The sequence below is a fragment of the Streptomyces dryopteridis genome (genome assembly GCF_049606955.1).
Taxonomy (GTDB): domain Bacteria; phylum Actinomycetota; class Actinomycetes; order Streptomycetales; family Streptomycetaceae; genus Streptomyces.
Genome location: NZ_CP187114.1, coordinates 929000 through 954835, shown reverse-complemented (window position 1 = coordinate 954835; position 25836 = coordinate 929000). Strand labels below are relative to the sequence as shown.

Below are 25836 nucleotides of genomic sequence, written 5' to 3'. Positions count from 1 at the left end.
AGAATATGCGTGGGACATGTTCTTGAACAGTCCTTGACGTTAATTGCAAGAACCTGACGTTTCCGGTCGCGGCGGAACTCCCGGGGGAATTCGGAAAAGGAGGTTCCGATTCCGCCGAAAAGGAAATTCGGCGATCCTGTTTCTCGTTTCGAATTCGAGGGGGACGCGAGGGTTCCCCGAGCGCACCGCACCGGGACCTGCGGCACCCGGGCCCGGGCCCCAGGGCCCGGTCGTTCCGGTACCAACGGTCACCCCTGCGGTCCGTTCCGCGCTCGTAGCCTCGACGCATGACCGCACAGCGCATCCTCGACCTCGACCGTGAACACCTCCGTGACCTGCGTGGACGCGCCCTGACCCGCTCGGTGGCGGCGGCCGAGGGCCGCACGATGGTCGCCGAGGTGTTCGCCGAACGGGCCGCCATGTCGCCCACCCCCGGCAGCGGCGTCCACAACGCCGAACTCGTCGCCGCGTTCGGCGCCGACATCGTGATCCTCAACCTCATCGAGCGGGCCTGGGACGGCGAGCGGCTCGTCCTGCCCGAACTCGGCACCTTCACCTCTTTCACCGACCTCGCCCGTGTGCTGGGCCGTCCCGTCGGCGTCAACCTGGAACCCGGCGACGTGCCCGAGATCCGTCGCGCCCGGCCCGAGCACGCCAAACGCCTCGTGGACATGGGCGCCGCCCTGCTCTGCGTCACCGCCAACCCCGGCACCGGCGGCTCCTTCGACGGCATGGCCCGGGTCACCGAGGAACTGCGGCGCGGGCTCGGCGACGACGCCGCGATCTGGTCCGGCAAGATGCACCACGCCGGCCACCCCGAGCGGGTCACCACCGCCCGCCTCACCGCCCTCGTCGACGCGGGCGCCGACGGCGTGGTCATGCCGCTGCCCGGCACCATGCCCGGGGTGACGAAGGAGATCGCGGCCGAGGCCGTGGCCGCCGTACAGGACGCGGGCGCCGTCGTCATGGGCGCGATCGGCACCAGCCAGGAGGGTTCGCACCCCAACGTCGTGCCCCAACTGGCCCTGACCGCGAAGGAGATCGGCGTCGACGCCCACCACTTCGGGGACTCCTACATCCCCGGCATGTGCGACCCCGAGCTGCTGTACGCGTACTCGGTCGCGATCCGCGGCCGTCGCCACACCTGGAACCGCATGGCCCTCGGCAACCGCCACGTCGGCTGACTCAGTCGACGGTCTCGCGGGTCCGCCACGCGTAGTAGGTGTGCCCCGCGCGGGCCACGCGCCACTCCCCGCACTGCCGATCGGCCCGCCCGGCCATCTCCGCCGGCCACCAGGGCGCGGACGCGAGGACCTCGGGCTCGCGCGCGTTGGGCCCCACCGGCACGCACGCGGGCGCCGGGGTCCCGGCCGGCACGTCGAAGCGCACCAGGCTCGCCGGACCGTCGGTGCGGGACTCGACCCGCACCCCGGTCGCCGCGTCCGGCACCCACTCGGGCGCCGACGGGAAGTCCGCGGCCTTCGCCGCCACCCCGTCGGCGTACTCCGCGGTACCGGTGTGGAACACGGCCCGCTGCACGAACTGGGTGTGCGCGAGGGCCGGACCGGCGGCCGCCAGGGCCGCGGCGGCGGCGCCGGCGGTCAGGGCGAGGACGAGGCGTCTGCGGTTCACGGGGACCGGCCTTCGGGCGGGGATGCGGATCGGATGCCTCCAGTCTCGGAGCCCGCGCTCCGCGCCGCGTCGCCCTCCGGGTGGATCGACGTCTCCTCCGTTCGCCCGAGGCACCCCGGCCGTTCGCCCGAGAAGCGGCACGGCAGCGGGCGGGACGGCGGTCAGAGATGGCCGGGGCCCGCGCCGGGGGCGAACCGCAGCCGCAGAAGGGCGCCGCCGTGCGGGGCCCGCTCCGCCGTGAGCTCGGCGTGGTGGGCGCGGGCGATCTGCCGCGCCATGGCCAGGCCCAGCCCCGAGCCGGGCAGGGCCCGCGCCGCGCCGGCCCGGTAGAAACGGTCGAAGACGTACGGCAGGTCCTCCGCCGCGATGCCCGGACCGTGGTCGCGGACGGTCAGCTCCACCTCCCCCGCCGGCCCCACCACCCGCAGGTCCACCTCCACGGGCCGGCCGGGCGGGCTGAACTTGGCGGCGTTGTCCAAGAGGTTGCCCAGCAGCCGGTGCAGCCGCGCCGGCACCCCGGGCACCAGCGGCCCCGGGTGCGCGCCGGGGGGCAGGGAGAGGTGGAAGGGAACGGCCGGCCAGTGCTCACGGGCCGCCTCCACCCCGTGCCGGACCAGCGGCGCGAGCGGCACCGGCTCCACCAGGGCCTGCGGCTCCTCGTCCCGGGCCAGCTCGATCAGGTCGTTCACGAGCCCCGACACCTCCCGCAACTGCCGCCCCAGGGCCCCCGCCGCGCGGTCCCGTTGTTCCGGGGTCAGCCGGTCCGCGCGCGCCAGCAGCTCCGCGTTCGTGCGCAACGCCGTCAACGGGGTGCGCAGCTCGTGCGAGGCGTCCGCGACCAGCCGGCGCTGCGCCGTGACCGACCGTTCCAGCTCCGCCAGCATCGTGTTGAAGCTCGACGCGAGCCGGGTGATCTCGTCCTCGCGCCCCGGCGGCGGCTCCTCGATGCGGTGGCTCGGGTCCCGGGTGCCCGCGATCCGCATGGCGGTCGCCGCGATCCGGGTCACGGGCGCCAGGCCGCTGCGCGAGACCCACGAGCCGAGCGCCCCCGCCAGCAGTACCCCGGCCAGCGCCGTCCACGCCAGCCACCAGCTCGCGTCCCGGGTCCCCTCCCGCACCGTGTCCGAGCGCAGCGCGACCTGGAGGGCCCGCCCGGGCGCGTAGTCGGTGGTCAGCATCCGCGCCGGGTGCCCGGCCACGGTGATGTTCGTGACGAAGGGCCGCCGGGTGCCCGCCGCGACCTCCCGCGCCCCCGGCGACACCGGCAGCAGCGAGGGCCCGGCGCCGTCCCGCGCGGGATCCGCCGGCACCACCTCCGCGCAGGCGGGCGCCGCCAGGAACCGGCACTCCCCGGCCAACACCCCCGGCGCCGCGTCCGGATCGCGCTGGGCGGCGAGCCGCGCGGACTGGGTCAGGCTGAGGTCGAGCTGGTCGATCAGGGCGCCCCGGGTCACGAAGAACGCCGCCGTGCTCACCCCCAGCGCCACGAAGGCCACCGCCGCCGTCACCGCGAGCGCCAGGCGGGTCCGCAACGGCCGTCGCCGCCCCCACACGCCCCCGCGCCGCCGCGAACCGCCCGCGCCCGCGCCGCCCGCGCCCGCGCCTGTGCCGCCCGTGCCCGCGCCTGTGCCGCCCGTGCGCCTCCGGCGCGTGCCCGTGCCGCGCGGGCCCGGCCCGGTCACGCCTCGTCCAGCCGGTAGCCGACCCCGTGCACGGTGTGCAGCAGCCGCGACTCCCCGCCCGCCTCCAGCTTGCGCCGCAGATAGCCCACGTACACGGCCGGCGAATTCGAGTTCGGCCCGAAATCGCGCCCCCACACCAGCTCCAACAACAGCTCCCGGGTCATGACCTGCCCCGGGTGCCGCAGGAACACCTCCAACAGCGCCGCCTCGGTGCGACTGAACTCCATCCACCGCTCACCGCGCCGACCCGTGCGCGTGACCGGATCCACGACCAGGTCGCCGAGGACGAGCGGCCCGCCCGCGTCCGAGGGATCGGGCGCGGCCCGCCGCAGCAGGGCCGCGACCCTGGCCAGCAGCTCGTCCAGCGCGAAGGGTTTCACCAGGTAGTCGTCGGCCCCGGCCTCCAGGCCGTCCACCCGCTCGCTCACCGCGTCCAGCGCGGTCAACACCAACACGGGCGTGCGATCGCCCACGCCGCGCAGCCGCCGGCACACGGCCAGCCCGTCGAGCACCGGCATCATCACGTCGAGGACCACCGCGTCCGGCTCCCACGCGGCGATCTCCGAGAGCGCCGCCAGGCCGTCGGCGACGCACCGGACCCCGTACCCCTCGATCGCCAGCGCGTCGGCCAGGGCCGCCCGCACCTCCGGCTCGTCGTCGACGACCAGCACCCGCCCGCGCACCGTCGCCCCACCGCCCTCACCCGCCACACCACGATCCGTCGTCCTCATGCCCCCACCCTGCCAAACCGGACGAACCCGACCTCTTAGAAGGCTCTTAGGACCCGCCGCGAGTGTGGGGCCCATGACCACCACACCCACCACACACACCGCACGCCGTCTGTCCGTCGTGATCGGTGCGGGCGGCACCGGCGGCCACATCTATCCCGGGCTCGCCCTCGCCGACGCCCTCCGACGCGCCGTGCCGGACGCCGAGGTCGCCTTCGTCGGCACCACCCGCGGCCTGGAGACCCGGCTCGTGCCCGACGCCGGGTACCCCCTGCACACCGTCGACATGATCCCCTTCGACCCCGCCCTCGGCGCCCGCCGCTGGCTCCTGCCCGCCGACCTGCTGCGGGCCGGCCGACAGGCCCGCGAGGTGCTGCGCGACCGCCGCGCCGACGTGGTCGTCGGCATGGGCGGCTACCCCAGCGCCCCCGCCGTGCTCGGCGCCCGCATGGCCGGACTGCCCGCGCTGATCCACGAGTCCAACGCCGTCCCCGGCCGCGCCAACCGCTTCGCCGCCCGGCTCACCCCGCACATCGCCGTCGCCTTCGACCACAGCCGCGCCCACCTCGCGGGCGGCGCCGGCGCCGTCACCACCGGCATGCCGATCTCCGCCGCCCTCGCCGGACTCGCCGAGCTCCCCGCCGGCGAACGGACCCGGTTGCGCGACGAGGCCCGCGCCGCCCTGGGCGTGGCCCCCGGCCGCCGGCTGATCGTCTTCAACGGCGGCAGCCTCGGCGCGGTCCGCCTCACCGAGGCCGCCGCCGAACTCGCCTGCCGCTGGCAGGACCGCGAGGACGTGCACCTGCTCGTCAAGACCGGGGTCTCCGGCTCCGGCGACGCCCTCGCGCACCTCACGTCGACCTGCGGCGGCCGGCGCGTGGCCCGCGTGGTGCCCTACCTGGACCGCATGGACCTCGTGTACGCCGCCGCCGACCTCGTGGTCTGCCGGGCCGGCTCCGCCACGATCGCCGAACTCGCCGCGACCGGGGTGCCCGCCGTCCTCGTCCCCTACCCGCACGCCCCCGGCGACCACCAGACGCACAACGCGCGGGTCCTCTCCGACGCGGGCGCCGGCCTGCTGCTGCCCGACGCCGACACCACCGGCGAGCGCCTCGCGGCCCTCCTCGAACCGCTCCTCGCCGACCCGTACCGACTCGCCGCGATGGCCGGCGCCGCCGCCCCCGGCCCCCACGCCCGCGCCGCCGACCTGCTGGCCGACCGCGTCCTGAGCCTGGCCGGCCGGGCCCGGCCCGCGCACCCCGCCCACCCCACCTCCCTGGAGCACGCGTGAACACCGACACCACCATCCCCACCGCCGGCGCCGCCACCGACGCGACCGCGATCGACTGGCGCGACCGCACCGTCCTGGTCACCGGCGCCGAGGGCTTCATCGGCTCCACCCTCGTGGACCTGCTCGTGGCGCGCGGCGCCCGCGTCCGCGCCCTCGTGCACTACAAGCCCTACGCCGAGAAGGGCCACCTGGCCCGCTACCTCGCCGAACCCGACGGGCCCGTCGAGATGTGGGCCGGCGACCTGCGCGACGCGGGCCGGATCAGCGACGCCGTCGCCGGCTGCGACACCGTCTTCCACCTCGCCGCCCTGATCGGCATCCCCTACAGCTACGCCGCGCCCGGCGCCTACACCGCGACCAACGTCGTCGGCACCCAGCACATCGCCGAGGCATGCCGTCGGCACGGGGTGCGGCGACTGGTCCACACCTCCACCAGCGAGGTGTACGGCACGGCCCGCACCGTGCCCATCTCCGAGGACCACCCGCTCCAGCCGCAGTCCCCCTACTCGGCGTCCAAGATCGGCGCCGACATGACGGCGCTCTCCTTCCACCACGCGTTCGAGCTGCCGGTGGCCGTGGTCCGCCCCTTCAACACCTACGGCCCCCGCCAGTCCGCGCGCGCCGTCATCCCCACCATCCTGTCCCAACTGCACGCCGGTTCCCGCGAGGTGCGGCTCGGCTCCCTCGCCCCCACCCGTGACTTCACGTACGTCACCGACACCGCCGAGGGCTTCCTCGCCGTCGCCGGCTGCGACCGGGCGATCGGGGAGGTCGTCAACCTCGGCAGCGGGCGCGAGATCTCGGTCGGCGACCTGGCGACCGAGCTGATCGCGGCCTCGGGCCGGGACGCGCGCGTGGTCGAGGACCCGGCGCGGCTGCGACCCGGTGGCAGTGAGGTCATGCGCCTGCTGTCGGACAACTCGCGGGCCCGGGAATGGGCGGGCTGGGCACCGCGCGTCTCCCTGCGGGAGGGCCTGCGCCGCACCTCGGAATGGGTCGAGGCGCACCCGCACCTGTTCGCCTCGGACCGCTACCAGGTCTGACCCGGGGCCCGTTGTCGGTGGCGGGGGCTACGGTCGGCCCATGACACACGAGTTCGACCTCGCGGTCTCCCTCGACCGCGTCCTCGCCGCCCCGTCCCCGTCCCCGTCCCCGGCGCGGCCCCGGGCGCTGATACTCGACTTCGCCGGGGTCCTCACCGCCGATCCCGGGCCCGTGCTGCGGGCCTGGTGCACGGCGAGCGGGCTGCCCGCCGGGGCCTGGCGGCACGCGCTCACGGAACATCCCCGAGGGCGTCTGCTGTACCGGGAGTTGGAGGCGGGCCGGATCGGGCAGGCGGAGTGGAACGCCCGCACGGCCCCGCTGCTCGGCCCGCACGTGGAGCCGGAGAACCTGATGGGCCGGGCCTGGGCCGGGGTGCCCGCCGCCCCGCGCATGATCGCCCTGGCCCGGGCGGCGCGCGCGGCCGGACTGCGCCTGGCCCTGCTCTCCAACTCCTTCGGCCTCGACCCGCACGACCCCTACCGGCACGCCGGGGTCCGTGACCTCTTCGACGTGCGGGTCCTGTCCGAGGAGGTGGGCATGGCCAAACCCGATCCGGCGATCTACCGGCACACCCTGGACCTGCTCGGACTCCCGGGCCGGGACTGCGTGTTCGCCGACGACCGGAGCGAGAACCTGGCCCCGGCCGCCGCCCTCGGCATCACCACCGTGCACGTCACGGACGAGACGCGGGCCGTGACCGCGCTCGCCGGCCTCCTCGACCTGCCCGTACCCCGGGCCGCGCCATGACGACGGCGACGGTGACGGTGGCGGCGGCGCTCGGTCCCGGGCTCAGGCGCGCGGGGCCGGGTCCGACGCGGGCTCCAGCGAGTGCTCCACGACGAGGAAGTCCCGGGGCGCGATCGGGGCGATCCAGGTCCGGGCCACGGGCCGGTCGGCCGCGTCCGTCCCGAACTCCACCCGGTACGCCTCCGTCTCCGTCTCCCCGCGCAGCGCCCCCCGCTCCCACAGGGACCGCAGGCAGGACTCGATCGACAACCGCACCTCCCGACGCCCGGCCGGCGTGTCCGGCCCCACCGCCACGGCCACGGCCCGCACCGTCAACGCGATCTCCCGCGACAGGGAGTCCACGAGCCGGCGCACCGCGATGTAGCGCCAGTCCTCGTCCAACTCGGGCGCCAAGGTGCGCGCGCCGGCGGCCATCACCGAACTGCCCACCACGGTCCGCACGAAGTTCACCGGCGTGTGATCGCGCTGCTGCCCGTCGGTCACCTCGTACTCCGGCCCGAGGACACCCGCGATCGGCACCAGCAGCGGCCCGTGCCACACCCCGCGCTCCCGGTCCACCCGCGCCCAGGACCCGGCCGCCGCCGGCGACGGCGGCACCACCAGCTCCCGACCCGCCGGCCCGGCCGCGTCCGCGTCCTCGGGCACCCGCAGCCACGGGTGGTACAGGGCCACGTGCGACCGCGTGCCCGCCGGCAGGCCCCAGGCCCGCCAGGCCGCCGCCGCCTCCTCCGGGGAGTGCTCCCGGTCCGCGTGCAGGACCGCCATCGCCCCGTGCGCCGCCGCGTGTTCGGCGAGCGCCCGGGCCCAGACGCCCGCCGACTCCGCGCCCTCCTCCCACAGCGCGGGCGCGAGCAGCAGGGTGACGTCCGGATGCTCGGCCACCTCCGCGAGCACCCGCACCGGCGTCCGCCCCGTCACGTCGACCAGCCGGCACCGCCCGCCGCCCGCCGTGAACCAGCCGCGCACGGCCCGGCCGAACAGCGACGCCGCCCGCGCGTCCCCGACCAGCGCCGTGAACTCGGCGTGGTCCGCGACGGCCGGAACCCCGGTCACCGCACCGTCGAACGATCCCAGGAACACCGGCACCGCCGTCTCCCCCAGCGCCGTCCCGTCCTCCGGCCGTGCCCCACCCGCCACGATCCCGTCTCCCTCACGTCGTGGGCGCCCTTGGTCGCCACCGCTGCCGGGACCGGCGCCGGGCCGGCCGAAATCCGCCCTCGAACACCCCGGCACGTCCCGACCGGCAGACCCGGCCACCCGGCTCTGCCCCCACGAAAGCAGCACACGACAGCGGGGCCCTCGCGCGGGACTGGGGTTTCGTTCGAGGGCGGGGCGGTCACGCCAAGGGGAGCGGGGCCGACGCGGCCTCGCCGGTCGAGGGGGAGGGAACGGGGAGATGGCGTGGCGGGGGGCCGGCGCGGATTCGGGCACGTCGGGCACGTCGGGGGCGCTGGGGATCGTGGTGGCCCTGGGGGCGGCGGGCGGGGCCTGGGCCTGGGCCCGGTGGTGGGCGACGACGGACGCGGCGGGGTTCGCCCTCGGGGTGGGCGCGGTCGCGTCGCTGCTGGTGTGCGCGGTGTTCGCGCGCTGCGGCGGGGGCGTGTTCGGCACGCTGTTCCTGGCCGGCGCACTGCTGATGACGGTGGCCTTGGCGGACCAGGCGGCGGGCCGGGACGGGCGGGCCGACTGCGCGGTGCGGAAGGTGGAGACGAGCGTGGAGCACTCGTTCGGCGAGGGCGCGCCGAGCGCGAAGGAGGTGCACCGGATACGGCTCGACTGCGCGGGCGGCGGACCGTCCGAGGTCACGACGGACCGACCCGCGCCGGCGGTCGGGGACCGGCTGACGGTGGCGTGGGACCCGCACGGCCGGCTGGAACCCGTGCTGCCCGACGAGTTGACGCCGTGGCCGCCAGGGGTGGCCGCCGTGTTCCTGCTGGGGTGCGCGGTGGTGGCGGTGGGGCGCCGGGGAATGTGACCGGACTGTCACAGTGTCGGCGCCGGCGCAACGTTGTCACGTTCCCGTCCATCTGGCTGTGGGACGGCACAGGATGAGGACAGGACGAGGTGCGGCGAGATGACCAGGGATGCGGCTGCGTCGGGGGCGACGGCGGACAGGCGGCGTTCGGTGGGGGGACGGGACGAGCCGGGCGACGGCGTGCGCGAGGACGCGCGGGTCGCCCCTGAGACGCCGGAACCGGCCACGACCGGGCAGGCCACCGACGCCGACGGGGCCGACACGGCCGAGGACCGGGCCGAGGTCGCGGCGGAGACCCCGGACGCGGGCGAGCCCACGAGCACGCCCGCGGGCACGGGCGCCGGCAAGGGCCGGGAGACGGCGCCGGCGACGGGCGGACGCCCCGACCCCCGGGTCCCCACCACCGCCACCACCACCCCGTCCCGCGCCGCCAAGACCCCGGCCCGCCCGCACCGCGACACCACCGACGAGCCCACCGACGAGCCCACCGATCCGGCCCCCGAAGCCGCCGCCGAGCGCTCCGACCCCCGGACCACACCGCCCCGCCGGCCGACCCCCGCCGACGGTGCGCCGGCCGGTGCTGAAACGAGCTCTGACACCACACCGTCCCGCCGGCCGACCCCCGCCGACCGTGCGTCCGCCGGCAGCGCGGCCGCGGTCTCGCCGGCCGGCGGCGAAGCCGTTGCCGGGGGCTCTGATCGCACGGGCGTCGACACCACGCCGCCCCGGCGGCAGGCCGAAGACGGGCGTGCGCGGGATGGGGGCGCGGCCACCGCCTCGGCGGACGGCGCCGAAGCCGCCGCCGGGCGTGCGGGTGCGGGGTCCGACCGTTCCGGTTCCGGGCGCGGTGGCTCGGGTGCCGGTTCGTCCGGGCGGGAGGGTGGGCGTGTGATCGGTGGGAGCGGGGGTGTGGGCTCGGCGGTCGGCGCCGGCGGCGCCTTGGTTCGGGGGTCGGCCGGTGACGGTGGGGAACGGGGGGAGCGGCTGAGTCGGTTCGTGCCGCTGCGGGATCCGGACGCCGAGCCGCGTCCCCTGCCCGCCCACCGCCCCCGGACCGCGCCGGAGGCGACCGCCCCGCCGACGGTCTCCGTGCCGGCGAAGGCCCGTCCGACGGCCGAGACGGACGCCGAGCGCACCAGCAAGTTGAGAGTGCTCAAGGACCTCACGCCGGAGGCCGGCGCCGACGCGCGGTCCGAGACGACCGCGCCGCCCACCGTCGCCGTACCGCCGCGTCCGGCCGCCGAGACCGACGCGGAGCGCACCAGCAAGCTCGTCGTCCTCAAGGAGGCCGACCTGCCGCGCCGGGACGAGGACACCGCGCTCCTGCCGCTGCCGTCGGTGCCCCGGACCGCGTCCGACGACGAGGGTGCCTCGACCCCGAAGTCCGCGCATTCCGCCCCCGCTGCCCGGCCCGCCGGCCCGCGTCCCGGGGCACCTCAGGCCCCGTCCGCCGACCGGCTCGCGCCGCGTGCCCCGATACCGGCGCCCGGGGGCGGCGCGCCCGCCGTCGCGTCCGCGCCCGTTCCCGGGAAGCCGCAGCCGCCGCTCGACCTGTTGGCCGAGCTGACCAACACCGCCCCGCCGCCCGAGACCCCGCGCCGCACCGCCGTGCGCCGGGTCAAGGTGTGGACGCCGATCACCCTGCTGCTGCTTGGGGGAGTCGCCGCCGCGCAGCTCCTGCGTCCCCTGCCGGCGGCCGCGTTCGAGGCGGTCCGGGACTCGCACACCGTGCCCGGGGCCACCTCGCTGCCCTGGCCGGCCTCGGGTCAGGGCGCGGTCCGGGTGGTGGGTTCGGGGGACGTGGCCGTGTTCGGCGAGCAGAAGGTGGTGCCGACCGCCAGCGTCGCGAAGGTGATGACCGCCTACGTGATCCTCAAGGAGCACCCCCTGCGCAAGGGCCAGGACGGGCCGAAGATCACCGTCGACGCGAAGGCCGTGGCCGACGGCACCTCCGAGCACGAGTCCCGCATCGAGGGGCTGACGGTCGGTGCGACCTTCTCCCAGCTCGACATGCTCCGGATGCTGATGATCCCCTCCGGCAACAACGTGGCCCGCCTGTTGGCCCGTTGGGACACCGGGTCGGACTCGGAGGCCGCGTTCGTGGCGAAGATGAACGCCGCCGCGAAGGACCTGGGCATGACGAACACGACGTACACCGACCCCAGCGGGCTCGACGCGAAGACCGTCAGCACCTCCGTCGACCAGCTGAAACTGGCCGAGGCCGTGATGCGGGACGAGGTGTTCCGTTCGGTGGTGGCCATGCCCAACGCCACCATCCCGGGGCTGCCCACGCCCATCAACAACAACAACGACGACCTGCTTCTGGCCGGCCTGAGCATCAAGGGCATCAAGACGGGCTCCAGCAGCGCCGCCGGCGGCACCCTGCTGTGGGCCACCTACAAGACGGTCGGCGACAAGACGCCGCTGGTCGTGGGCACGATGATGGACCAGCACGCGCCCGGGCCCGACGTGAACGGCGGCGACAGCCTCAAGTTGGTGAAGCAGAACAGCCGCAAGGTGATCGAGGCGGTGCGCGCCGCGTTGGCCTCCACGCCCGTCGTCCGCAAGGGCGACAAGGTGGGCGAGCTGTCGGACGGACTCGGCGGGCGGGTGCCGTTGGTGGCCACGAAGGACCTGAACGTGCTCGGGGTGCCCGGCCAGAAGCTGCGCTTCTCGTTGGACGGACTCGCGGACGGCGGTGCGGTGCCCGAGGAGGCGGCGGCCGGGACGGTCGTCGGCCGGGTCACGATCGGGGACGGCGAGGGCACCGGGAGCGTCCCGGTGGCCTTGGGCGAACACCGACCCGAGCCCTCGCTCTGGTCCCGTCTGAGCCGCCTGTCCTGACCCACGACGGCGGGGCCGGGTACGGGGGCGGCGCGTGGGGCGCGCCGCCCCCGGTGGTCACTTCGAGGTCTGGCGGGTGAGCGCGTACTCGCGGGTCCGGGGGCCCTGGAGGACGCCGAGCAGGCCGGAGCCGCCGGTCTCGGAGAGGACGGCCGTCGCGGACGTGACCCGGCCGCCGCGCTTCTCGCACACGGGGTCACGGAGTTGCAGCCGCAGGCCGTCGCCCTCGACGGTGAGCGTGGCCCCGGCCCGACGCGGGCCGCCCTGCTGCCCCTTGCCGCCCTGCGCGCCGCCCTGCGGGGCGTCGATCGTGAAGCGGAACGGTCCGTGGCCGGCGGCGCGCCCCTTCTCCCCGCCCTTGCCGCCGGCCTTGCCGCCGCCCTTGTCCTGCGCGCGCCTGTCCGTCTCGCGCCACTCCGCGCGGTCCCCGCGCAGGGTCACCCGCAGCGGCCCGAAGGCGTCGGCCGCCCGGCCGGCGGCCGGGCCCGTGTAGGCGGTCGCCCCCTTCCGCATCGTCCAGTCGGAGCGTTCCGCCCCGCACACCTTGTCCCGGCCCGCCGCCATCGACTGTCCGGGCCCGACCAGTACCGCCGCCAGGGCCGCGCACACCGCTGCGGCCGCCGTCCATTTGTCACCGTTTCGCATGCCGGGCCCAACGAACCGCGCCGCCCGACGGACACCCGCCACCCGGTCACCCACACGGGTCGGCTTTTCCGGACCGCGAAAAACCCCTGTTCGGGGCCGGGTTGCCCCCCTAGCATGACCGGCTGTGACGTCTACCGAACCCACCCCCACCCACGCCGCCGACCCCGCCGACGCCGCCCCTCTCGGTTCCACCGAGTGGATCGTGACCGGCGCCCTCGAACGGATCGCCGCCGGCTACGTGTTCCCCGAGAAGGTGCCGGCCGTCGAGACGGCCCTGCGCGCGGCCCTGGCCGCCGGAGCGTACGCCGGGCTCGACGGGCCCGAGCTGTGCGCCCGCGTCACGGCCGACCTCCAGGGCGCCTGCCCGGACCCGCACCTGCGGCTGCTGTGGTCCGAGGACCCGCAGCCCGTGGAACCCGCCGACGGCGCCGACGACGGGGCCGCCGCCTTCCGCGCCCTGCTGCGGGCGGAGAACCAGGGGGTGCGCCGCGTGGAGCATCTGCCCGGCAACATCGGCCTGATCGCCCTCGGACGCATCGCCGACGCCGACGCCCCCGGGTCCGCCGCGATCGGCGCCGCCTTCCGGCTCGTAGCCGACACCGAGGGCCTCGTCCTCGACCTGCGCGACTGCCTCGGCGGGATACCGGAGGGCGCCGCGCTGTGGGTCGGGCACTTCTTCGGCGCCGACGAACCCACCCACCTGCACGACATCCACCACCGGCTCACGGACACCACCGTCTCCTACCACACGGCCGCCGACCTGCCCGGTCCCCGCTACCTCGGCCGCCCGGTGCGGGTCCTGACGGGTCCGGTGACCTTCTCGGGCGGCGAGGACGTGGCCTACACCCTCCAGAGCCACAAGCGGGCCCTGGTGGTGGGCGCCCCCAGCCGGGGCGGCGCGCACCCCACGGTCCGGCACCCGCTGACCCCGCACGTGATGGTCACGGTCCCCGTCGCCCGGTCGATCAGCGCCGTCACGGGCGGCAACTGGGAGGGCACGGGCGTCCTGCCCGATCTGCCGATCGCGCCCGAGGAGGCCCTGTCGGCGGCCCTCGACTCGATCCGGGCCGACCTCGACGCCGCACGGGACGCCGCACGGGACGCCGCCCCCCGCACCCCGTGAACCCCCACCCCGTGACGTGCGCCCCGTGACCCGGGTGCCCTGCCTCAGCGCACGGTGACCCGGGCGCGGGCCCACGAGGTGTGGTCGAAGGAGGACTTGCCGTTGGCGTCCTCGACCACCAGCCGCAGCACCCGCACCCCGCGCACGTCCACGTCCACGGCCGCCGGGCCGCCCGCCGCCGTCAGGGTCGGGGTGGTGAGCAGGAGGCGGTCGTCGCCGTACACGCGGGCCCGGGTGGCGCCCACCGTGCTCTGCTTCGCGGAGAAGTCGTCGATGCCGACGAGGGCCGTGAACCGGTCCCCGACCCCGCCGAGGTGCCAGGCGATGTCACTGGGCGCGTGGGTGCCCAGGCCCTTGGCGTACACGGTGCCGCCGAACGCGATCGGGGTGCCGTCCCCGGCCGCGTTCTTGCCGTTGGAGGCGTCGCGTTCGACGGGGCCCCAGCCGTTGGTCGCCGAGATCCACGGCAGGTCCGAGAGCCAGGAGTCCGCGGTGGGCGGCGCGGGCGCCACGTCGAGCGCGACGCGGGCGGGGTGGCGCAGCGCGGCGCCGGCGGCGGTCGTGGCGGTGCCCTCGGCGACGAGGACGGGACGGGTTCCGGCGGGGATCGCGGCCGGCGGCAGCACCCGCCAGGTCGCCGTCAGGCGCGCGCCGGGCGCGAGCGCGGCCGCGGCCGTGGCCCCCTCGGCGGTGACGGTCCACCCGGCGGCGGGCGGGGTCAGGGCGAGCGCCGCGTCCTGCCAGGTCCTCGCGGAGCCGTTGGCGAGTTCGGCGGTCACGGTGAGGGCCCGGCCGGGGACGACGAGGGCGGGCGCGGTCAGCGTCGTGCCGTAGGCCGCGCGGGGGTGGGCGTCCTGCCAGGAGGCCCGCATCAGCGCCACCAGTTCGGCCGCCTTCGACGGGTTCCGGGCGGCGATGTCGGTGGTCTCGCCGGGGTCGCCCGCCAGGTCGTACAGCTCGACCTGCCATTGCGAGTCGGGCACGGTGCGGTCCCGGCCGGGCGCGAACCGGACCGCCTTGAGGGAGTCCCGGCGCACCGCCTCCGCGATCCGCGTGGCCCGACCACCGTCCTGCGCGTTGGCCCGCGAGGTCACGCCCTGTTCGTCGCGGTACCAGTACAGGTGCCCGTGCCGGGCCGCGGCCTCGGGCCGGCCCGCCAGCAGCGGCGCGGCCGACAGGCCGTCCACGTCCGCCGGGTGCGGGGCCCCGGCCAGGTCGGCGAAGGTGGGCAGCACGTCGGTCAGCGAGGTGGGGCGGTCGGTGGTGCCGGGCACCACCCGGCCCGGTCCCCACGCGAGCAGCGGCACCCGGATCCCGCCCTCGTACAGATTGCGCTTGTAGCCGCGCAGGGGCCCGTTGGCGTCGAACAGGTCGGGGTTGACGCCGCCCTCCTCGTGCGGCCCGTTGTCGCTGGTCACGAGCAGGACCGTGTCCCGGTCCAGGCCGTGTTCGCGGAGCCGGTCCACGAGCCGGCCCACCAGGGAGTCCACGAGGGACACCTGCGCCGCGTGCCCCTTGTTCGCGGCCGACCAGCTCCGGCCGGCGTAGGCCGAGGTGTCGGGGATGTCGCTGGGGGCGTGCGGGAGGTTGGGGGCGAGCACGAGGAGGAAGGGGGCGCCGTCGGCGGCGCGTTCGTCCACCCACTCCAGCGCACGGGTCGCGAACAGGTCGGGGGCGAACGCGCCCTTCGCGCCGTCCGCGTTGGCGGGGATGGTCTCCTTCGCGCCGTCGCGCCACAGGTAGGCGGGGAAGTACTGGTGGGCGTGCCCGTGGTCGATGTACCCGTAGAAGCTCTCGAAGCCGCGCGCCGTCGGGTGGCTGTCCTGCTCGGCCGCCTCCGGTCCGAAACCCCATTTTCCGACCAGGGCGGTGCGGTAGCCGCGTGAGCGCAGCACCTGCGCGAACGTGGTGTCGGCGGCCGTCAGCGCGCCCTGCGCGCCGGAGGGGTTGGCGCGCACGCGGGCGTGACCGGTGTGCAGGCCGGTGAAGAGGGAGCAGCGGGACGGGGCGCAGACGGCGGCCGTGGAGTACGCGTCGGTGAACCGCAGCCCCTCGGCGGCGAGCCGGTCCAGCCGGGGCGTGCCGATCAGCCGCTGCCCGTACGCGCCGAGTTCGCCGTATCCGAGGTCGTCGGCGAGCACGAGGACCAGGTTCGGCGGGCGCCCCGGATCGCTCGTGCCCGTGCCCGCCGGCGCGGCTCCCGGGGAGGTGACGGGCGCGGCGGCGACGGCCTCGGCGAGACCGCCGGCGGGCAGGGCGCTCACCCCGAGCGCGGCGGCCGAACCGGCGAGGAAGGTGCGACGACTGGACACGGGAACTCCCGGGCGTGGGGTCTGGACGGGGGCGTGGTGCGGGTGGTGGTGCGGGGCGTGCTGCGTGACCAGGGGCGATCATCGGCGGCGGGGCGGTCGGCAGACCATGCACGGCGCATGAAGAACGTGTGACGGCGCCCCCGCCGGCGTTCCCCCGGCCCCGGTCCGCGTCCGAGAGTGGTCGGCGTCGCCCCGCGCCCGCGAGGGCCGACGCCACCGATCCGGGAGGGGGACCGACCGCGTGGACACCGCGCACCGGGCACCGATCACGAGGAGTCCGTCACCGTCCTCCCCGCCGCGGCCGCGACCGGCCGGCGGGCCCGGGGCACCGACCTGCTGCGCCCCCGCCGCCCCCGCCGGCTCGTCGCCCGGGGCCGGGGGCGGGTCCGTGCCGGTCGGCGGGCCGGGCGCGGGCCCGCGTGCGCTGTCGCCGCTCCCCGTTCCCGTGCGCGGTCGCCCGGGCGCGCCGGCCGTGGGGGAGGCCGGCGGGGAGGTTCTGGCGGGGCCCGTGGTGCGGCTGCCCGGCGGGGTGTTCCGGATGGGCGGCGAGGACGCCGACGCCAATCCGCTCGACGCGGAGGGCCCGGTCCGGAAGGTGCGCGTGGCCCCGTTCCGGATCGACGCGCACGCCGTCTCCGTCGAGCGCTTCGCCCGTTTCGTCCTGCACACCGGTCACGTCACGGTCGCCGAGCGGGCGGGCTGGTCGTACGTGTTCGCCGGGCAGATCGCGCCGGACCTCGTGCGCGCCTCGCCCGCCCCGCCCGGGGTGCCGTGGTGGCGGGCGGTGACGGGCGCGAGCTGGCGGGCCCCGGAGGGCCCCGGCTCACGGGCCCGGCCCGAGCACCCCGTGGTGCACGTGGGGTGGGAGGACGCGCGGGCCTACGCGCGGTGGGCGGGCAAGCGGCTGCCGACGGAGGCGGAGTGGGAGTACGCGGCGCGCGGCGGCCTCGACGGGGCCCGGTACCCCTGGGGGGAGGAGCTCGCGCCGGCCGGACGGCCGCGCTGCAACATCTGGCAGGGGGAGTTCCCGCTGGTCAACACGGCGGAGGACGGGCACCTGGGCACGGTCGCGGTGGACGCGTACGAACCGAACGGCTTCGGGCTGCACAATGTCGTCGGCAACGTGTGGGAGTGGACGGCCGACCTGTTCCGGCCCGGGGACGCGGGGGAGCGGCGGGCCCTGCGCGGGGGCTCGTACCTGTGCCACGCCTCGTACTGCAACCGCTACCGCAACGCCGCCCGCACCGGCAACACCCCGGACAGCACCACCGGTCACACGGGCTTCCGCTGCGCCGCCGACCTGTGACGTGGCGTGGTCGCCGACGCGGCCCGTCCGCACCCCGTCCGCACCCCGCCCGCACCCGGCCCCGAGAAGGGAGGGTGCGGACGGGGTCCCGCGGCGGGGCGGGCCGCCGGGTCAGCCGGTCGTGCGGCGCTTGCTCATCAGCATCCCGCTCGCCGTCAGCGCGAACAGGCAGACGCAGGCACCGGTGATCACGTTGCTGAGGATGGCGCCGGTCCCGGCGGAACGGGCCACCACCCACGGCGAGATCACCAGCCAGGCACCCAGGGCCAGGACCACGAGGTTGAGGTCCCGGGACCGCTCGGGGGCCATGGACATGCACAGGCCCAGCACCGCCAGGGCGATGCCGACGACCAGGTTGGACAGCGCGAGTTCGGGCCGGGTGGCCGCGAAGTGCACCGTCCATCCCGAGATCGCGGCCCAGACGCCGGCGAGGATCACCAACTCCTCCACGGCGGCCACGCCCCGGGTCTCCGTCAACCGGGCGTAACGTTCCCGCATCTCCGATGCGTCAGGGTGACCTGCGAGGTCGCCCGGGCGGTGAGAGACGTCGGCCATGCGACTCGCCTCCTTCTCGTCCTCGTCCCTTGGGGAACGGCGTACGGGATTCGTGGTTCCAGTGTGCTCTTACCCGCCCTTTATGTGTAGAGATGCCCGCATGCGATTTTTCGGACCCGGGTACGGTCGTGATCATGACATCGTCCACCGACCGGGCCGGCACCGACCAGGCCCCCGCCGACCCCGCCGCCCCCGACACGGCCCTGGCCTCCCAGCCCGTGGGCTACTGGGCCGGCCGCACCCACCATCTCGTCACCCGGCACCTGCGCGACGCCATGGCCCGCCTCGACGTGGCCCAACCCGAGTACTGGGTCCTCAACCGCGTCCACGCCGCCGGCGACCGCCCCACCCGCGCCGAGGTCGTCACCTCCCTCACCGAACTCACCGAGGACCCGCACGAGATCGGCCGCACCGTCGACCGACTGCTGCGCCGGACCTGGCTCACCGCCGACGCCACCGGCCGGCTCGACCTCACCCCGCCCGGCGAGGCCGCCCGGATCCGGCTGCGCGCCCTGGTCACCGAGGCCCGCGCCGTCGTCCACGACGGGATCGACGACGCCGAGTACGCCGTGGCCCTGAGGGTGTTGCGCCGGATGATCGCCAACGTGGAGGGCACCGGCGGACGGTGACGCACGCGACCGGCAAGTGCCGGTCGGCGGAAGGGTGGTCGGCGGAGGGTCGTTCGTCGGAAGGGCGGTCGCCGCGGAGGCGGTCCGCGAAAACGGGTTGCCCGCGCCGGGAGCGTGCCGCTACGCTCCCGGCCATGATCACCTTCCGCCTCGCACGATCGGAGGCCGCGTCCCAGCAAGGTGAGCGCTGATGGCCGCTCCCCTCCCGGACGAGGACCCCCGACTCTCCCTGTGGCTGCGCGTGCGCACGTACGCCGTGCCGCCCCGCATGATCGACACCGCCGAGGCCCGCCGCCGCGTCGGCGACTGGGCCGGCGCCTGCGCCGCCGCCGGTGTCGACCCCCACCCCGCCCTGGCCCCGCGCCGACTCGCCCGCACCCGGGGCCGCGCCCTCGCCGACGCGGTCCGCGCCGACCTGCGGGCCATCGCCCCCGACCTGCTCCGCTGGCACTTCCCCCGCTCCGCCCCGCACGGCCTGCTGCGCCCCGGACTCACCCTCGCCCTGGCCCGGTACCGGGTCGACGGCGCCACGGGAGGCGCCGACGGGCCCGGCCGCACCCTCTGGCTCACGGCCCGCACCGCCCCCGCCCGCGCCGCCGGACCCCAACGCCTCACCCTGGCCCTGTGGGACCCGACCGGACCGGCGCCGGACACCGACGGGACCGACGAGGCCCGCGCCCACCCCGACGCCCGGTTCCGGCTCGACCTGCACCGACACCTGTGGGACGCCGACCGCGCCCCCGAACTGCGCTCCCGCACCGGCGTCGACACGCCCCCGGACCGACGATCCGTACCCGGCCCGACGCTCGGCCCGCCCGATCCGTGGCTCGCCGTCGACCGGTGGGCCGACGAGGCCGCCCTCCTGTCCCGGGACGCGGGCCGACCGGCGCCGGGGCCCGTCCTCGTGCGCGCCGGCACGGGCCGCCGCCTGCTCCTGCACCCGCCCGGGACACCGGGCGAGGCGCCGCGCGCCCGACTCCTGGGACCGCGCGAAACACCGCCGCCGGGCGTGCCCGTGCTGCCCGAGGCGGCCGTTCGCACCCTCCCCGACCTGGTCCTGCTGAGGTCCGGGCTGATCGCCCCGGACCGCCTGCACCCGCTCGTGGCCGCCGCCCTCGCCCCACCGGGCGACCCGGGCGACCCGGGCGGCGGGCGGCGTCGGGCCGATGACCCGGTGACGGCCGCGCGCACGGTCGACTGTCGGGGCGCCCGCCACCGACTCGGCCTGGTGGACGGGGTGTTGACCCCACTCGACCACGATCCCGAGGAACTGCGCCGCGAACGCCTGCTCGCCGACCTGACCGGCCCCCCGCTGCCGTGCCTGCGGATGGTCGCCGAGGTCCACCGCAGCCCCGAACGCCTCCCCGACGTGCGCGAACGCCTGCGGCACGGGGACGTGACGGGCGCGCTCGACGTGGTCGAGGGGCTGCTCGGACCCGCCGCCGCGCTCGCCGACGGACCCCTGCGGGAGGCGCTGCGCGGGGCCGTCGACGACCGGTTGCGGCACGGGCTGTACCGGGCCGGACTCGACCGCACCGGACCACCGCCGGCGCCCCGCCCCGGCAGCCCGTCCGCCCGCGCGGCCCGCCGCAGATCCCACGCCCTCGCCTGACCCGCCCCCGCGCACCCTCCCGTCCCCGTTCCGCGGCCCGCCGCCCGTGCCCGCCGCCCGCCGGCGCCGTGCGGCCGGGCATGCGCGACCCCGGGCGGGCTCCCGCGCGCCCCACCGGCCCGGGCCCCGACCCCAGGACCCGCTTCCCCCGCCCCGCCCCGCCCCGCCCCGTTCCCCTTCCCGTTCCCCGTTCCCCGTTCCCCGTTCGCACCGACACCCCGAGGTGATGCCCATGACCCCGCCCGCCGCCCCCACCACCCCTGCCGTCACCACCGACGACACCCGTCCCGTCGTCCCGCCCACCGCCGCGCTCGACACCGCCGGCGAACTGCTCGCTCTGCTCCGCGACACCACCGTCGAACCGGGCCCCGACGTGCAACTGGAGGCCCTCGCCCTGGCCGTCGCGGCCGATCTGCCCGTGCTCCTGCTCGGCGAACCGGGCATCGGCAAGACGGCCGCCCTGACCCGGCTCGCGGACTCCCTCGACCTGCCGCTGACCACCGTCATCGCGAGCGTGCACGAACCCACCGACTTCTCCGGCCTGCCCGTCCTCGGCGAGGACCCGGCCGTCAACGGGGTGCCCATGGCCCCGCCCGACTGGGCCGTGCGGCTGGTGCGGGAGGGCCGCGGGCTGCTGTTCCTCGACGAGTTGTCCACCGCCCCGCCCTCCGTGCAGGCCGCCCTGCTGCGGGTGGTGCTGGAGCGGCGGGTGGGGGCCCTGACCCTGCCGCCGGGGGTGCGGATCGTCGCGGCCGCCAACCCGCGCGCCTCCGCCGCCGACGGCTGGGAGCTGAGCGCGCCCCTCGCCAACCGCTTCGTGCACCTGGCGTGGGTGCACGACGCGCGGGTGGTGGTGCGCGGCCTCGGCGGGACCTGGCCGCGCGCGACCCTGCCCGCGCTGCGCCCCGACCGGCTGCCGGAGGCCGTGGCCGCCGCCCGACGCGCGGTGTGCGGTCTGCTCGCGGCCCGGCCGGCCTTGGTGCACCGGCTGCCCTCGGACGAGGCCCGTCGCGGCGGTGCGTGGCCCTCGCCGCGCAGTTGGGACGCGGCCCTGACCCTCGTGGCGTTCGCGCACGCCGCCGGATCCTCGCGCGAGGTGCTCTCGCTGGTGGTGCGGGGCACGGTGGGCGACGGGGCCGGGCTCGAACTCCTCGCGCACCTGGACCGGTTGGACCTGCCCGATCCGGAGGCCCTGCTCGCGGACCCGACCGGGGTCGCGCTGCCCACGCGCGGGGACCTGCGGCAGGCGGGGCTGGAGGCGGTGGTCGCGGCGATCGGGCCGCGACCGGAGCGGGAACGGTGGGAGGCGGCATGGGCGGTGTTGGCGCACGCGTTGGAGACCGGGCCGCCGGACCTGCTGCTCGCGCCCGCGCGGACCCTGGCCTCGCTGCGGCGGGAGGACTGGGTGCTGCCTGCGGTCCTGGACCGGTTCGCCGGACTGCTCGACCTGTCCCGCCGGGCCGACCGGGCCGGGCTGCGCGTCACGGCCGGGGCGGGCGCGGGCATCGGCGGCGGCGGGGCGGGCGCCCGATGAGGCCCGTGCCCACACCGCTCCCGCCGGTGTCCCCGGCCGCCCCATCGGGGGCCGAGCCGGCCCTGGACGAGGGGAAGTTGTACGCGGCCCGGCTGCTCGCCGTCGAGCGGCGCCCCTACCTCGCGGCCGCGCTGTTCGCCCTGCACGTGGTCCCGGACGCGCGGATCCCCACCATGGGCGTGGACCCGTACTGGCGCTGTTACGTCTCGCCGCGCTTCGTGGCCCGCACCCCGATCGAGGAGTTGGCGGGGGTGTGGGTGCACGAGGTGTCGCACCTGCTGCGCGAGCACCACGCGCGCGGGGACCGTTACCTGGCGGCCGAGGGACCCGTCGCCTTCGCCGACCGGGGCGAGCGGCTGCGGGTCAACATCGCCGCGGACTGCGAGATCAACGACGACGCGTACGGCGAGGGCCTGGCCCGGCCGGCGGGTGCGGTCGTGCCGGCCGACCTCGGGATGGGCGTGGGCCTGTTGATGGAGGAGTACCTGCGGGAGTTCCGGCTCGGGCCCCGTACGGCCGGCCTGGTCTGGCTGGACTGTGGCAGCGGCGCCGACGGGGCCGGGCGCCCGTGGGACCTGGGGCCGGAGGGCGCCGACGGGCTGGCCCCGCACGAGCGGGACGCCGTCCGGTTCCGGGTGGCGCGCGGGATCACCGGGCGACCCGGCAGCGCCCCGCGCGGCTGGCGCCGGTGGGCCGAGGAGGCCCTGCAACCGCCGCAGCCGTGGGCGCGGCTGCTCGGGGACGCGGTCCGCGCGGCGGTCGGGGGCTCCGGGGCCGGCGCCCACCACACGTACGCGCGGCCCGCGCGCCGCTCGGCGGCGGTGCCGGGCGCCGTGCTGCCGAGCCCGCGCCGCCGACTGCCCCGGGTCGCGGTGATCGTGGACACCTCGGGTTCGGTGAGCGACCGCGAACTCGGCACGGCACTGCGGGAGATCGCCGAGATCGGCCGGGCCCTGGGCGGCCGACGGGATCGGCTGCGGGTGCTCTCGTGCGACGCGGCGGTCCACCGGGTGCGGGAGCTGTGCGCGGACGAGGGGCTCGTGTTGGTGGGCGGCGGGGGGACGGACCTGCGCGCGGGGTTCGCGGCGGCGCTGCGGTCCGGGCCCCGGCCGGACGTGGTGGTGGTGCTCACCGACGGGCAGACGCCGTGGCCGGCCTCGCGCCCCTCGTGCCGGACGGTCGTCGGCCTGTTCCCGCGGCCCGTCCGGGACGAGGGCGTCGAAGAGGGGGGCGGGGACGGGGACGACGAGGAGGTGTGGGCGTGGCGGCGGCGTGAACCGCCGGGGTGGGCGCGGGTCGTGGTCCTGTCGCGGTGATGCGGGCCGGGGCGATTCGGGGAAAGTTAGGTTAGCCTTACCAATGTTTCGGTGGGGGGTTCGCAGTGCCCCGCACCGTGCCCACGGGGCCGGACCAGCCCCGCCACGACCACGGGAGGGTCCCGCGCATGACCGTCACCACCGCACCCCGGATCCGGACCGGCGGCCTGCCCCGCCCCCTCGCGGCCCGCCGCCCGACCGGCCCGCTCCCCGTCCGCGCGCCGGAGGCCCCCGCCGCGACCCCCGCCGCGCTGCCCACCGTGACCCCCGCCCCGGCCGGGGGTGCACCCGTCGCGGACGCCGGTCACCCCCCGCACGCCCACGCCGCCCACCGGTTCCTGTACGTGGTCCTCGGGCGGGTCACCGTCCACTGCCCCACCGCCACCCACGAGCTCGACCCCACCACCGCCCTGTGGATCCCGGCGGGCGTCGTGCACGGCACCCGGTTCGCCCCGCACGCCCTGGTCCGCACGGAGTCCTTCGCCGCGGACCGCTTCGCGCTGCCCGGCCACGACCCCGTCCCCGTGACCGTCACCGAGGCCCAACGCGCCCTGCTCCTCGGCCGGATGCGTTCCTGCCACGCCGAGAGCGACGACCCGGACGTGTTCGCCGCCCTCTCCGGCGCCCACCCCGACAGCCTCCCCCTGCCCCACCCCCGCACCCCGGCCGCCGCCGCCGTCGCCCGCGCCCTCACCCGGCGCCCCGGCGACCCGCGCACCGTCACCGAATGGGCCGCCGAGCTGTACACCAGCCCCACCAGCCTGCGGCGCGCGTTCCGTGCCGAGACCGGCATGGCCTTCTCCGAATGGCGCACCCGCCTGCGCCTCAACCAGGCCCTGCCGCTGCTCGACCGGGGGCAGTTGGTCGGGGTGGTCGCCGGCCGGGTGGGCTTCGCCAGCGCCAACGGCTTCATCCTCGCCTTCCGCCGGCACTTCGGCCGCACCCCCGGCGCGTACGTCCGCCGGATCCGCGCGGACCGGCCCGCCTGAGCGTCCCCGGAAACGGGAAGAGGGCCCCCGAAGGGACCCTCTTCCGTATCGTCCCGGCCGACACCGGCCACCCGCCGGACCCGAGGGGGCCGACGGATGGGATGGGGGGCGTTGCCCGCCGGGGACGCGTCAGCCCTGGAGGCGACGACGGCGCGCGTTCAGCGCCAGACCGGCGCCACCGAGCAGCGCCAGACCGGCCGCGCCCGCACCGTACAGGGCGGTCTCGGTGCCCGTGTTCGCCAGCTCGACGCCGGCGGCGACGCCACCCTTGGGGGTCACGACGTTGCCGGTGACGGTGCCCTTGTCCTTGGCCTTGTCCTTGGCCTTGTCCTGGGTGACCGGGGTCACCGGCTTGACCTCGTTGCAGTCCTTGTCGTCCGGGGCCGGGGGAAGGATCTGCGGCTTCTCGGGCTTCTCACCGATGGCCGGGCCCGGGGGGACGATCTCGGGCTTGGGCTTGTCGGTGACCGGCGGCGGCAGGAGGTCGTCGATGCCCGGGCCCGGGGGAACGATCTCGGGCTTCGGCTTCTCGGTGACCGGCGGCGGGAGAAGGTCGCCGATGGCCGGGCCCGGAGTGACGATCTCGGGCTTCGGCTTCTCGGTGACCGGCGGCGGCAGGAGGTCGCCGATGGCCGGGCCCGGGGTGACGATCTCGGGCTTCTCGGACTTCGTGTCGACGGCCGGACGCGAGGGAAGGTCGCGCTCGGCCTTCTCCTGCTTCGCCTTCTCCTCGTACTGCTTGCGCTGCTCGTCGAACTTCTTCATGTTCGACTCGTCGGTGTCCGGCTCCCAGATCCCGTCCATGATCGACGCCTCGGCGGCCTGCGGCTCGGCCGCCTGCGCCGCGTGGGCGGGGGTGACCAGGAACAGCGAGGCGCCGGCGCCGACGACGGCGACCTTCGCGAGGGAACGGGTACGGGTGCGGGCGTGCTTGGCCATATGCTGGACGTGCCTCTCTGAGCGAGGTGGGCCGGCGCAGGTCCCTACTGTCACGTCGTGGCCTGCCCGGCTCGTTTTCTCATGTTTCTCTCACCTTTCCATCGACGCCCCTGTGCACCGCGCGCCGAACGACCCCGGCAGCCGGGCCCATGGTCCCGACTGCGGGAGGGTTGAGCGGGATTCCCGTGACCCGCGTCACCGCCGGCGTCGCGGTGGAATCAGGCCCCGCCGAAGGTCCCGGCCGCCCGGGCCGTGCGCCCCTCCGGCGTTCCGCCCCGAGGTGTGTGAGGCGCCGCGCGGGGCTCGATCCGTCAGTTTCCGGCCGGCACCCGCAGGGCCAGCGCCTGGTTCATCGCCTCGAAGTTGCGCCGGGTCCCGTCGAGCAGCCCGCCGACGAAGGGCACGAGCAGGCCCCGGAACTCCTCGCCGTGCTCCAGCCGCGTCCCGCCGTCGCCGGTGGCGTGCAGACGGAAGTGGTGCGTGCCGTCGAAGACGCCCGGCACGATCAGGTTCCCGACCCAGCGCAGTTCCACGCCCGGCTCGGCCACGAGCACCTTCGGCGTGAACGACGTGGGCCGGCCGTTCTCCGGGAACATCCGCAGACGGAGCCGTTCGCCGACGGCGACGGTCCCGGACGCCTCGCGGATGAACGGGTTCCACTCCGCGTAGGAGTCGAGGTCGACCAGGACCTCCCACACCTCCTCGGGGGAGGCGGGCAGGAGGATCTCGGTGGCGATGGCGCGCATGGTTCCGCTCCGGTGGTGTCGGCCGCCAAGGGGCGGCGGGGTGAGGGTGACCGAAGGGACGCGGGCTCGCACACGGGGCACCGCCGGGTTCGGGAACCGGGAGTCAACCACGTCCGGGTGGCCACCCCTCCGGGCGTCGGCCGAATTCATCCCCTTCTGTCGGCCGGATTCAGCTCATGGCCGAGCA

General features: G+C 76.5%; 22 protein-coding genes. 13 read left to right on the top strand and 9 right to left on the bottom strand.

What is annotated here, in order from left to right:
* Nucleotides 1-287 precede the first annotated feature (287 nt).
* Nucleotides 288-1184 (top strand): hypothetical protein, encoded by an 897-nt coding sequence (locus ACN20G_RS30770; protein WP_424216518.1) that lies wholly within the window; start codon nucleotides 288-290, stop codon nucleotides 1182-1184.
* Between the two features lies 1 nt (nucleotide 1185).
* Here ACN20G_RS30770 and ACN20G_RS30765 read toward each other — a convergent pair whose 3' ends face one another.
* From ACN20G_RS30765 to ACN20G_RS30755, 3 genes are all read right to left on the bottom strand, one after another.
* A complete protein-coding gene (locus ACN20G_RS30765) occupies nucleotides 1186-1632 on the bottom strand; it encodes a hypothetical protein (protein ID WP_424216517.1) in 447 nt (148 codons plus the stop codon).
* 161 nt (nucleotides 1633-1793) lie between these two features.
* Nucleotides 1794-3164, bottom strand: a complete 1371-nt coding sequence (locus tag ACN20G_RS30760; RefSeq protein WP_424216516.1) for a sensor histidine kinase — start codon at nucleotides 3162-3164, stop codon at nucleotides 1794-1796.
* A 146-nt stretch (nucleotides 3165-3310) separates the two neighbouring features.
* Nucleotides 3311-4045 (bottom strand): response regulator transcription factor, encoded by a 735-nt coding sequence (locus ACN20G_RS30755; protein WP_424216515.1) that lies wholly within the window; start codon nucleotides 4043-4045, stop codon nucleotides 3311-3313.
* Between the two features lie 73 nt (nucleotides 4046-4118).
* On the opposite strand from ACN20G_RS30755, the gene ACN20G_RS30750 reads away from it, so the two are divergent.
* Genes ACN20G_RS30750 through ACN20G_RS30740 form a run of 3 tightly spaced genes read left to right on the top strand, consistent with a single transcriptional unit; the run spans nucleotide 4119 to nucleotide 7124 of the window.
* Nucleotides 4119-5333, top strand: a complete 1215-nt coding sequence (locus tag ACN20G_RS30750; RefSeq protein WP_424216514.1) for a UDP-N-acetylglucosamine--N-acetylmuramyl-(pentapeptide) pyrophosphoryl-undecaprenol N-acetylglucosamine transferase — start codon at nucleotides 4119-4121, stop codon at nucleotides 5331-5333.
* Nucleotides 5330-6376 carry a GDP-mannose 4,6-dehydratase gene (locus ACN20G_RS30745; protein WP_424216513.1) on the top strand — a complete coding sequence of 349 codons (1047 nt, stop codon included), beginning with the start codon at nucleotides 5330-5332 and terminating at the stop codon, nucleotides 6374-6376. Before ACN20G_RS30750 ends, ACN20G_RS30745 begins: the two co-directional genes overlap by 4 nt.
* A 40-nt stretch (nucleotides 6377-6416) precedes the next feature.
* Nucleotides 6417-7124, top strand: coding sequence for an HAD-IA family hydrolase (locus ACN20G_RS30740; protein WP_424216512.1), 708 nt, complete (start codon nucleotides 6417-6419; stop codon nucleotides 7122-7124).
* Between the two features lie 42 nt (nucleotides 7125-7166).
* On the opposite strand, the gene ACN20G_RS30735 is transcribed toward ACN20G_RS30740, so the two are convergent.
* Complete coding sequence (locus ACN20G_RS30735; RefSeq protein WP_424216511.1) at nucleotides 7167-8261, bottom strand: phage tail sheath family protein; 1095 nt, start codon at nucleotides 8259-8261, stop codon at nucleotides 7167-7169.
* Between the two features lie 259 nt (nucleotides 8262-8520).
* Between ACN20G_RS30735 and ACN20G_RS30730 the strand changes: the two genes are divergently transcribed.
* Together ACN20G_RS30730 and ACN20G_RS30725 are read left to right on the top strand one after the other, a co-directional pair.
* The gene (locus tag ACN20G_RS30730) at nucleotides 8521-9099 is read left to right on the top strand and encodes a hypothetical protein (RefSeq protein ID WP_424216510.1); all 579 of its coding nucleotides are present in this window, start codon (nucleotides 8521-8523) and stop codon (nucleotides 9097-9099) included.
* 150 nt (nucleotides 9100-9249) lie between these two features.
* On the top strand, nucleotides 9250-11943 hold the full coding sequence (locus tag ACN20G_RS30725; RefSeq protein WP_424216509.1) for a serine hydrolase: 2694 nt from the start codon (nucleotides 9250-9252) through the stop codon (nucleotides 11941-11943).
* Nucleotides 11944-12000: 57 nt separating this feature from the next.
* On the opposite strand, the gene ACN20G_RS30720 is transcribed toward ACN20G_RS30725, so the two are convergent.
* Entirely contained in the window at nucleotides 12001-12588 is a 588-nt protein-coding gene (locus ACN20G_RS30720; RefSeq protein ID WP_424216508.1) for a hypothetical protein, read from the bottom strand.
* 124 nt (nucleotides 12589-12712) lie between these two features.
* Between ACN20G_RS30720 and ACN20G_RS30715 the strand changes: the two genes are divergently transcribed.
* The gene (locus tag ACN20G_RS30715) at nucleotides 12713-13711 is read left to right on the top strand and encodes a S41 family peptidase (protein WP_424216507.1); all 999 of its coding nucleotides are present in this window, start codon (nucleotides 12713-12715) and stop codon (nucleotides 13709-13711) included.
* Between the two features lie 44 nt (nucleotides 13712-13755).
* On the opposite strand, the gene ACN20G_RS30710 is transcribed toward ACN20G_RS30715, so the two are convergent.
* Nucleotides 13756-16023: a sulfatase-like hydrolase/transferase gene (locus tag ACN20G_RS30710; RefSeq protein WP_424216506.1), complete on the bottom strand. Its 2268-nt coding sequence runs from the start codon at nucleotides 16021-16023 to the stop codon at nucleotides 13756-13758.
* Between the two features lie 445 nt (nucleotides 16024-16468).
* On the opposite strand from ACN20G_RS30710, the gene ACN20G_RS30705 reads away from it, so the two are divergent.
* Nucleotides 16469-17329 carry a formylglycine-generating enzyme family protein gene (locus tag ACN20G_RS30705; RefSeq protein WP_424216505.1) on the top strand — a complete coding sequence of 287 codons (861 nt, stop codon included), beginning with the start codon at nucleotides 16469-16471 and terminating at the stop codon, nucleotides 17327-17329.
* Nucleotides 17330-17440: 111 nt separating this feature from the next.
* Here the strand turns inward: ACN20G_RS30705 and ACN20G_RS30700 are convergent, their stop codons facing one another.
* The gene (locus ACN20G_RS30700; protein ID WP_424216504.1) at nucleotides 17441-17827 is read right to left on the bottom strand and encodes an SPW repeat protein; all 387 of its coding nucleotides are present in this window, start codon (nucleotides 17825-17827) and stop codon (nucleotides 17441-17443) included.
* 191 nt (nucleotides 17828-18018) lie between these two features.
* Between ACN20G_RS30700 and ACN20G_RS30695 the strand changes: the two genes are divergently transcribed.
* The 5 genes from ACN20G_RS30695 (at nucleotide 18019) to ACN20G_RS30675 (ending at nucleotide 23964) form a co-directional block, all read left to right on the top strand.
* Nucleotides 18019-18513, top strand: a complete 495-nt coding sequence (locus tag ACN20G_RS30695; protein ID WP_424216503.1) for a MarR family transcriptional regulator — start codon at nucleotides 18019-18021, stop codon at nucleotides 18511-18513.
* A 190-nt stretch (nucleotides 18514-18703) separates the two neighbouring features.
* Nucleotides 18704-20125, top strand: coding sequence for a hypothetical protein (locus ACN20G_RS30690; RefSeq protein ID WP_424216502.1), 1422 nt, complete (start codon nucleotides 18704-18706; stop codon nucleotides 20123-20125).
* A 226-nt stretch (nucleotides 20126-20351) separates the two neighbouring features.
* Entirely contained in the window at nucleotides 20352-21659 is a 1308-nt protein-coding gene (locus ACN20G_RS30685; protein ID WP_424216501.1) for an AAA family ATPase, read from the top strand.
* Nucleotides 21656-22975 carry a DUF2201 family putative metallopeptidase gene (locus tag ACN20G_RS30680; RefSeq protein WP_424216500.1) on the top strand — a complete coding sequence of 440 codons (1320 nt, stop codon included), beginning with the start codon at nucleotides 21656-21658 and terminating at the stop codon, nucleotides 22973-22975. Before ACN20G_RS30685 ends, ACN20G_RS30680 begins: the two co-directional genes overlap by 4 nt.
* Before the next feature lie 128 nt (nucleotides 22976-23103).
* The gene (locus ACN20G_RS30675; protein WP_424216499.1) at nucleotides 23104-23964 is read left to right on the top strand and encodes an AraC family transcriptional regulator; all 861 of its coding nucleotides are present in this window, start codon (nucleotides 23104-23106) and stop codon (nucleotides 23962-23964) included.
* Nucleotides 23965-24093: 129 nt separating this feature from the next.
* Here ACN20G_RS30675 and ACN20G_RS30670 read toward each other — a convergent pair whose 3' ends face one another.
* Together ACN20G_RS30670 and ACN20G_RS30665 are read right to left on the bottom strand one after the other, a co-directional pair.
* Entirely contained in the window at nucleotides 24094-24903 is an 810-nt protein-coding gene (locus ACN20G_RS30670; protein WP_424216498.1) for an LPXTG cell wall anchor domain-containing protein, read from the bottom strand.
* Nucleotides 24904-25214: 311 nt separating this feature from the next.
* Entirely contained in the window at nucleotides 25215-25649 is a 435-nt protein-coding gene (locus tag ACN20G_RS30665) for an SRPBCC family protein (RefSeq protein WP_424216497.1), read from the bottom strand.
* Nucleotides 25650-25836: the final 187 nt, after the last annotated feature.

Excerpts from the sequence above, each read along its gene's own strand:
- ACN20G_RS30770 (WP_424216518.1), top strand. The coding sequence starts at position 288 with ATGACCGCACAGCGCATCCTCGACCTCGACCGTGAACACCTCCGTGAC.
- ACN20G_RS30755 (WP_424216515.1), bottom strand. The coding sequence starts at position 4,045 with ATGAGGACGACGGATCGTGGTGTGGCGGGTGAGGGCGGTGGGGCGACG.
- ACN20G_RS30750 (WP_424216514.1), top strand. The coding sequence starts at position 4,119 with ATGACCACCACACCCACCACACACACCGCACGCCGTCTGTCCGTCGTG.
- ACN20G_RS30740 (WP_424216512.1), top strand. The coding sequence starts at position 6,417 with ATGACACACGAGTTCGACCTCGCGGTCTCCCTCGACCGCGTCCTCGCC.
- ACN20G_RS30730 (WP_424216510.1), top strand. The coding sequence starts at position 8,521 with ATGGCGTGGCGGGGGGCCGGCGCGGATTCGGGCACGTCGGGCACGTCG.
- ACN20G_RS30720 (WP_424216508.1), bottom strand. The coding sequence starts at position 12,588 with ATGCGAAACGGTGACAAATGGACGGCGGCCGCAGCGGTGTGCGCGGCC.
- ACN20G_RS30700 (WP_424216504.1), bottom strand. The coding sequence starts at position 17,827 with ATGCGGGAACGTTACGCCCGGTTGACGGAGACCCGGGGCGTGGCCGCC.
- ACN20G_RS30695 (WP_424216503.1), top strand. The coding sequence starts at position 18,019 with ATGACATCGTCCACCGACCGGGCCGGCACCGACCAGGCCCCCGCCGAC.
- ACN20G_RS30690 (WP_424216502.1), top strand. The coding sequence starts at position 18,704 with ATGGCCGCTCCCCTCCCGGACGAGGACCCCCGACTCTCCCTGTGGCTG.
- ACN20G_RS30685 (WP_424216501.1), top strand. The coding sequence starts at position 20,352 with ATGCCCATGACCCCGCCCGCCGCCCCCACCACCCCTGCCGTCACCACC.
- ACN20G_RS30680 (WP_424216500.1), top strand. The coding sequence starts at position 21,656 with ATGAGGCCCGTGCCCACACCGCTCCCGCCGGTGTCCCCGGCCGCCCCA.
- ACN20G_RS30675 (WP_424216499.1), top strand. The coding sequence starts at position 23,104 with ATGACCGTCACCACCGCACCCCGGATCCGGACCGGCGGCCTGCCCCGC.
- ACN20G_RS30670 (WP_424216498.1), bottom strand. The coding sequence starts at position 24,903 with ATGGCCAAGCACGCCCGCACCCGTACCCGTTCCCTCGCGAAGGTCGCC.
- ACN20G_RS30665 (WP_424216497.1), bottom strand. The coding sequence starts at position 25,649 with ATGCGCGCCATCGCCACCGAGATCCTCCTGCCCGCCTCCCCCGAGGAG.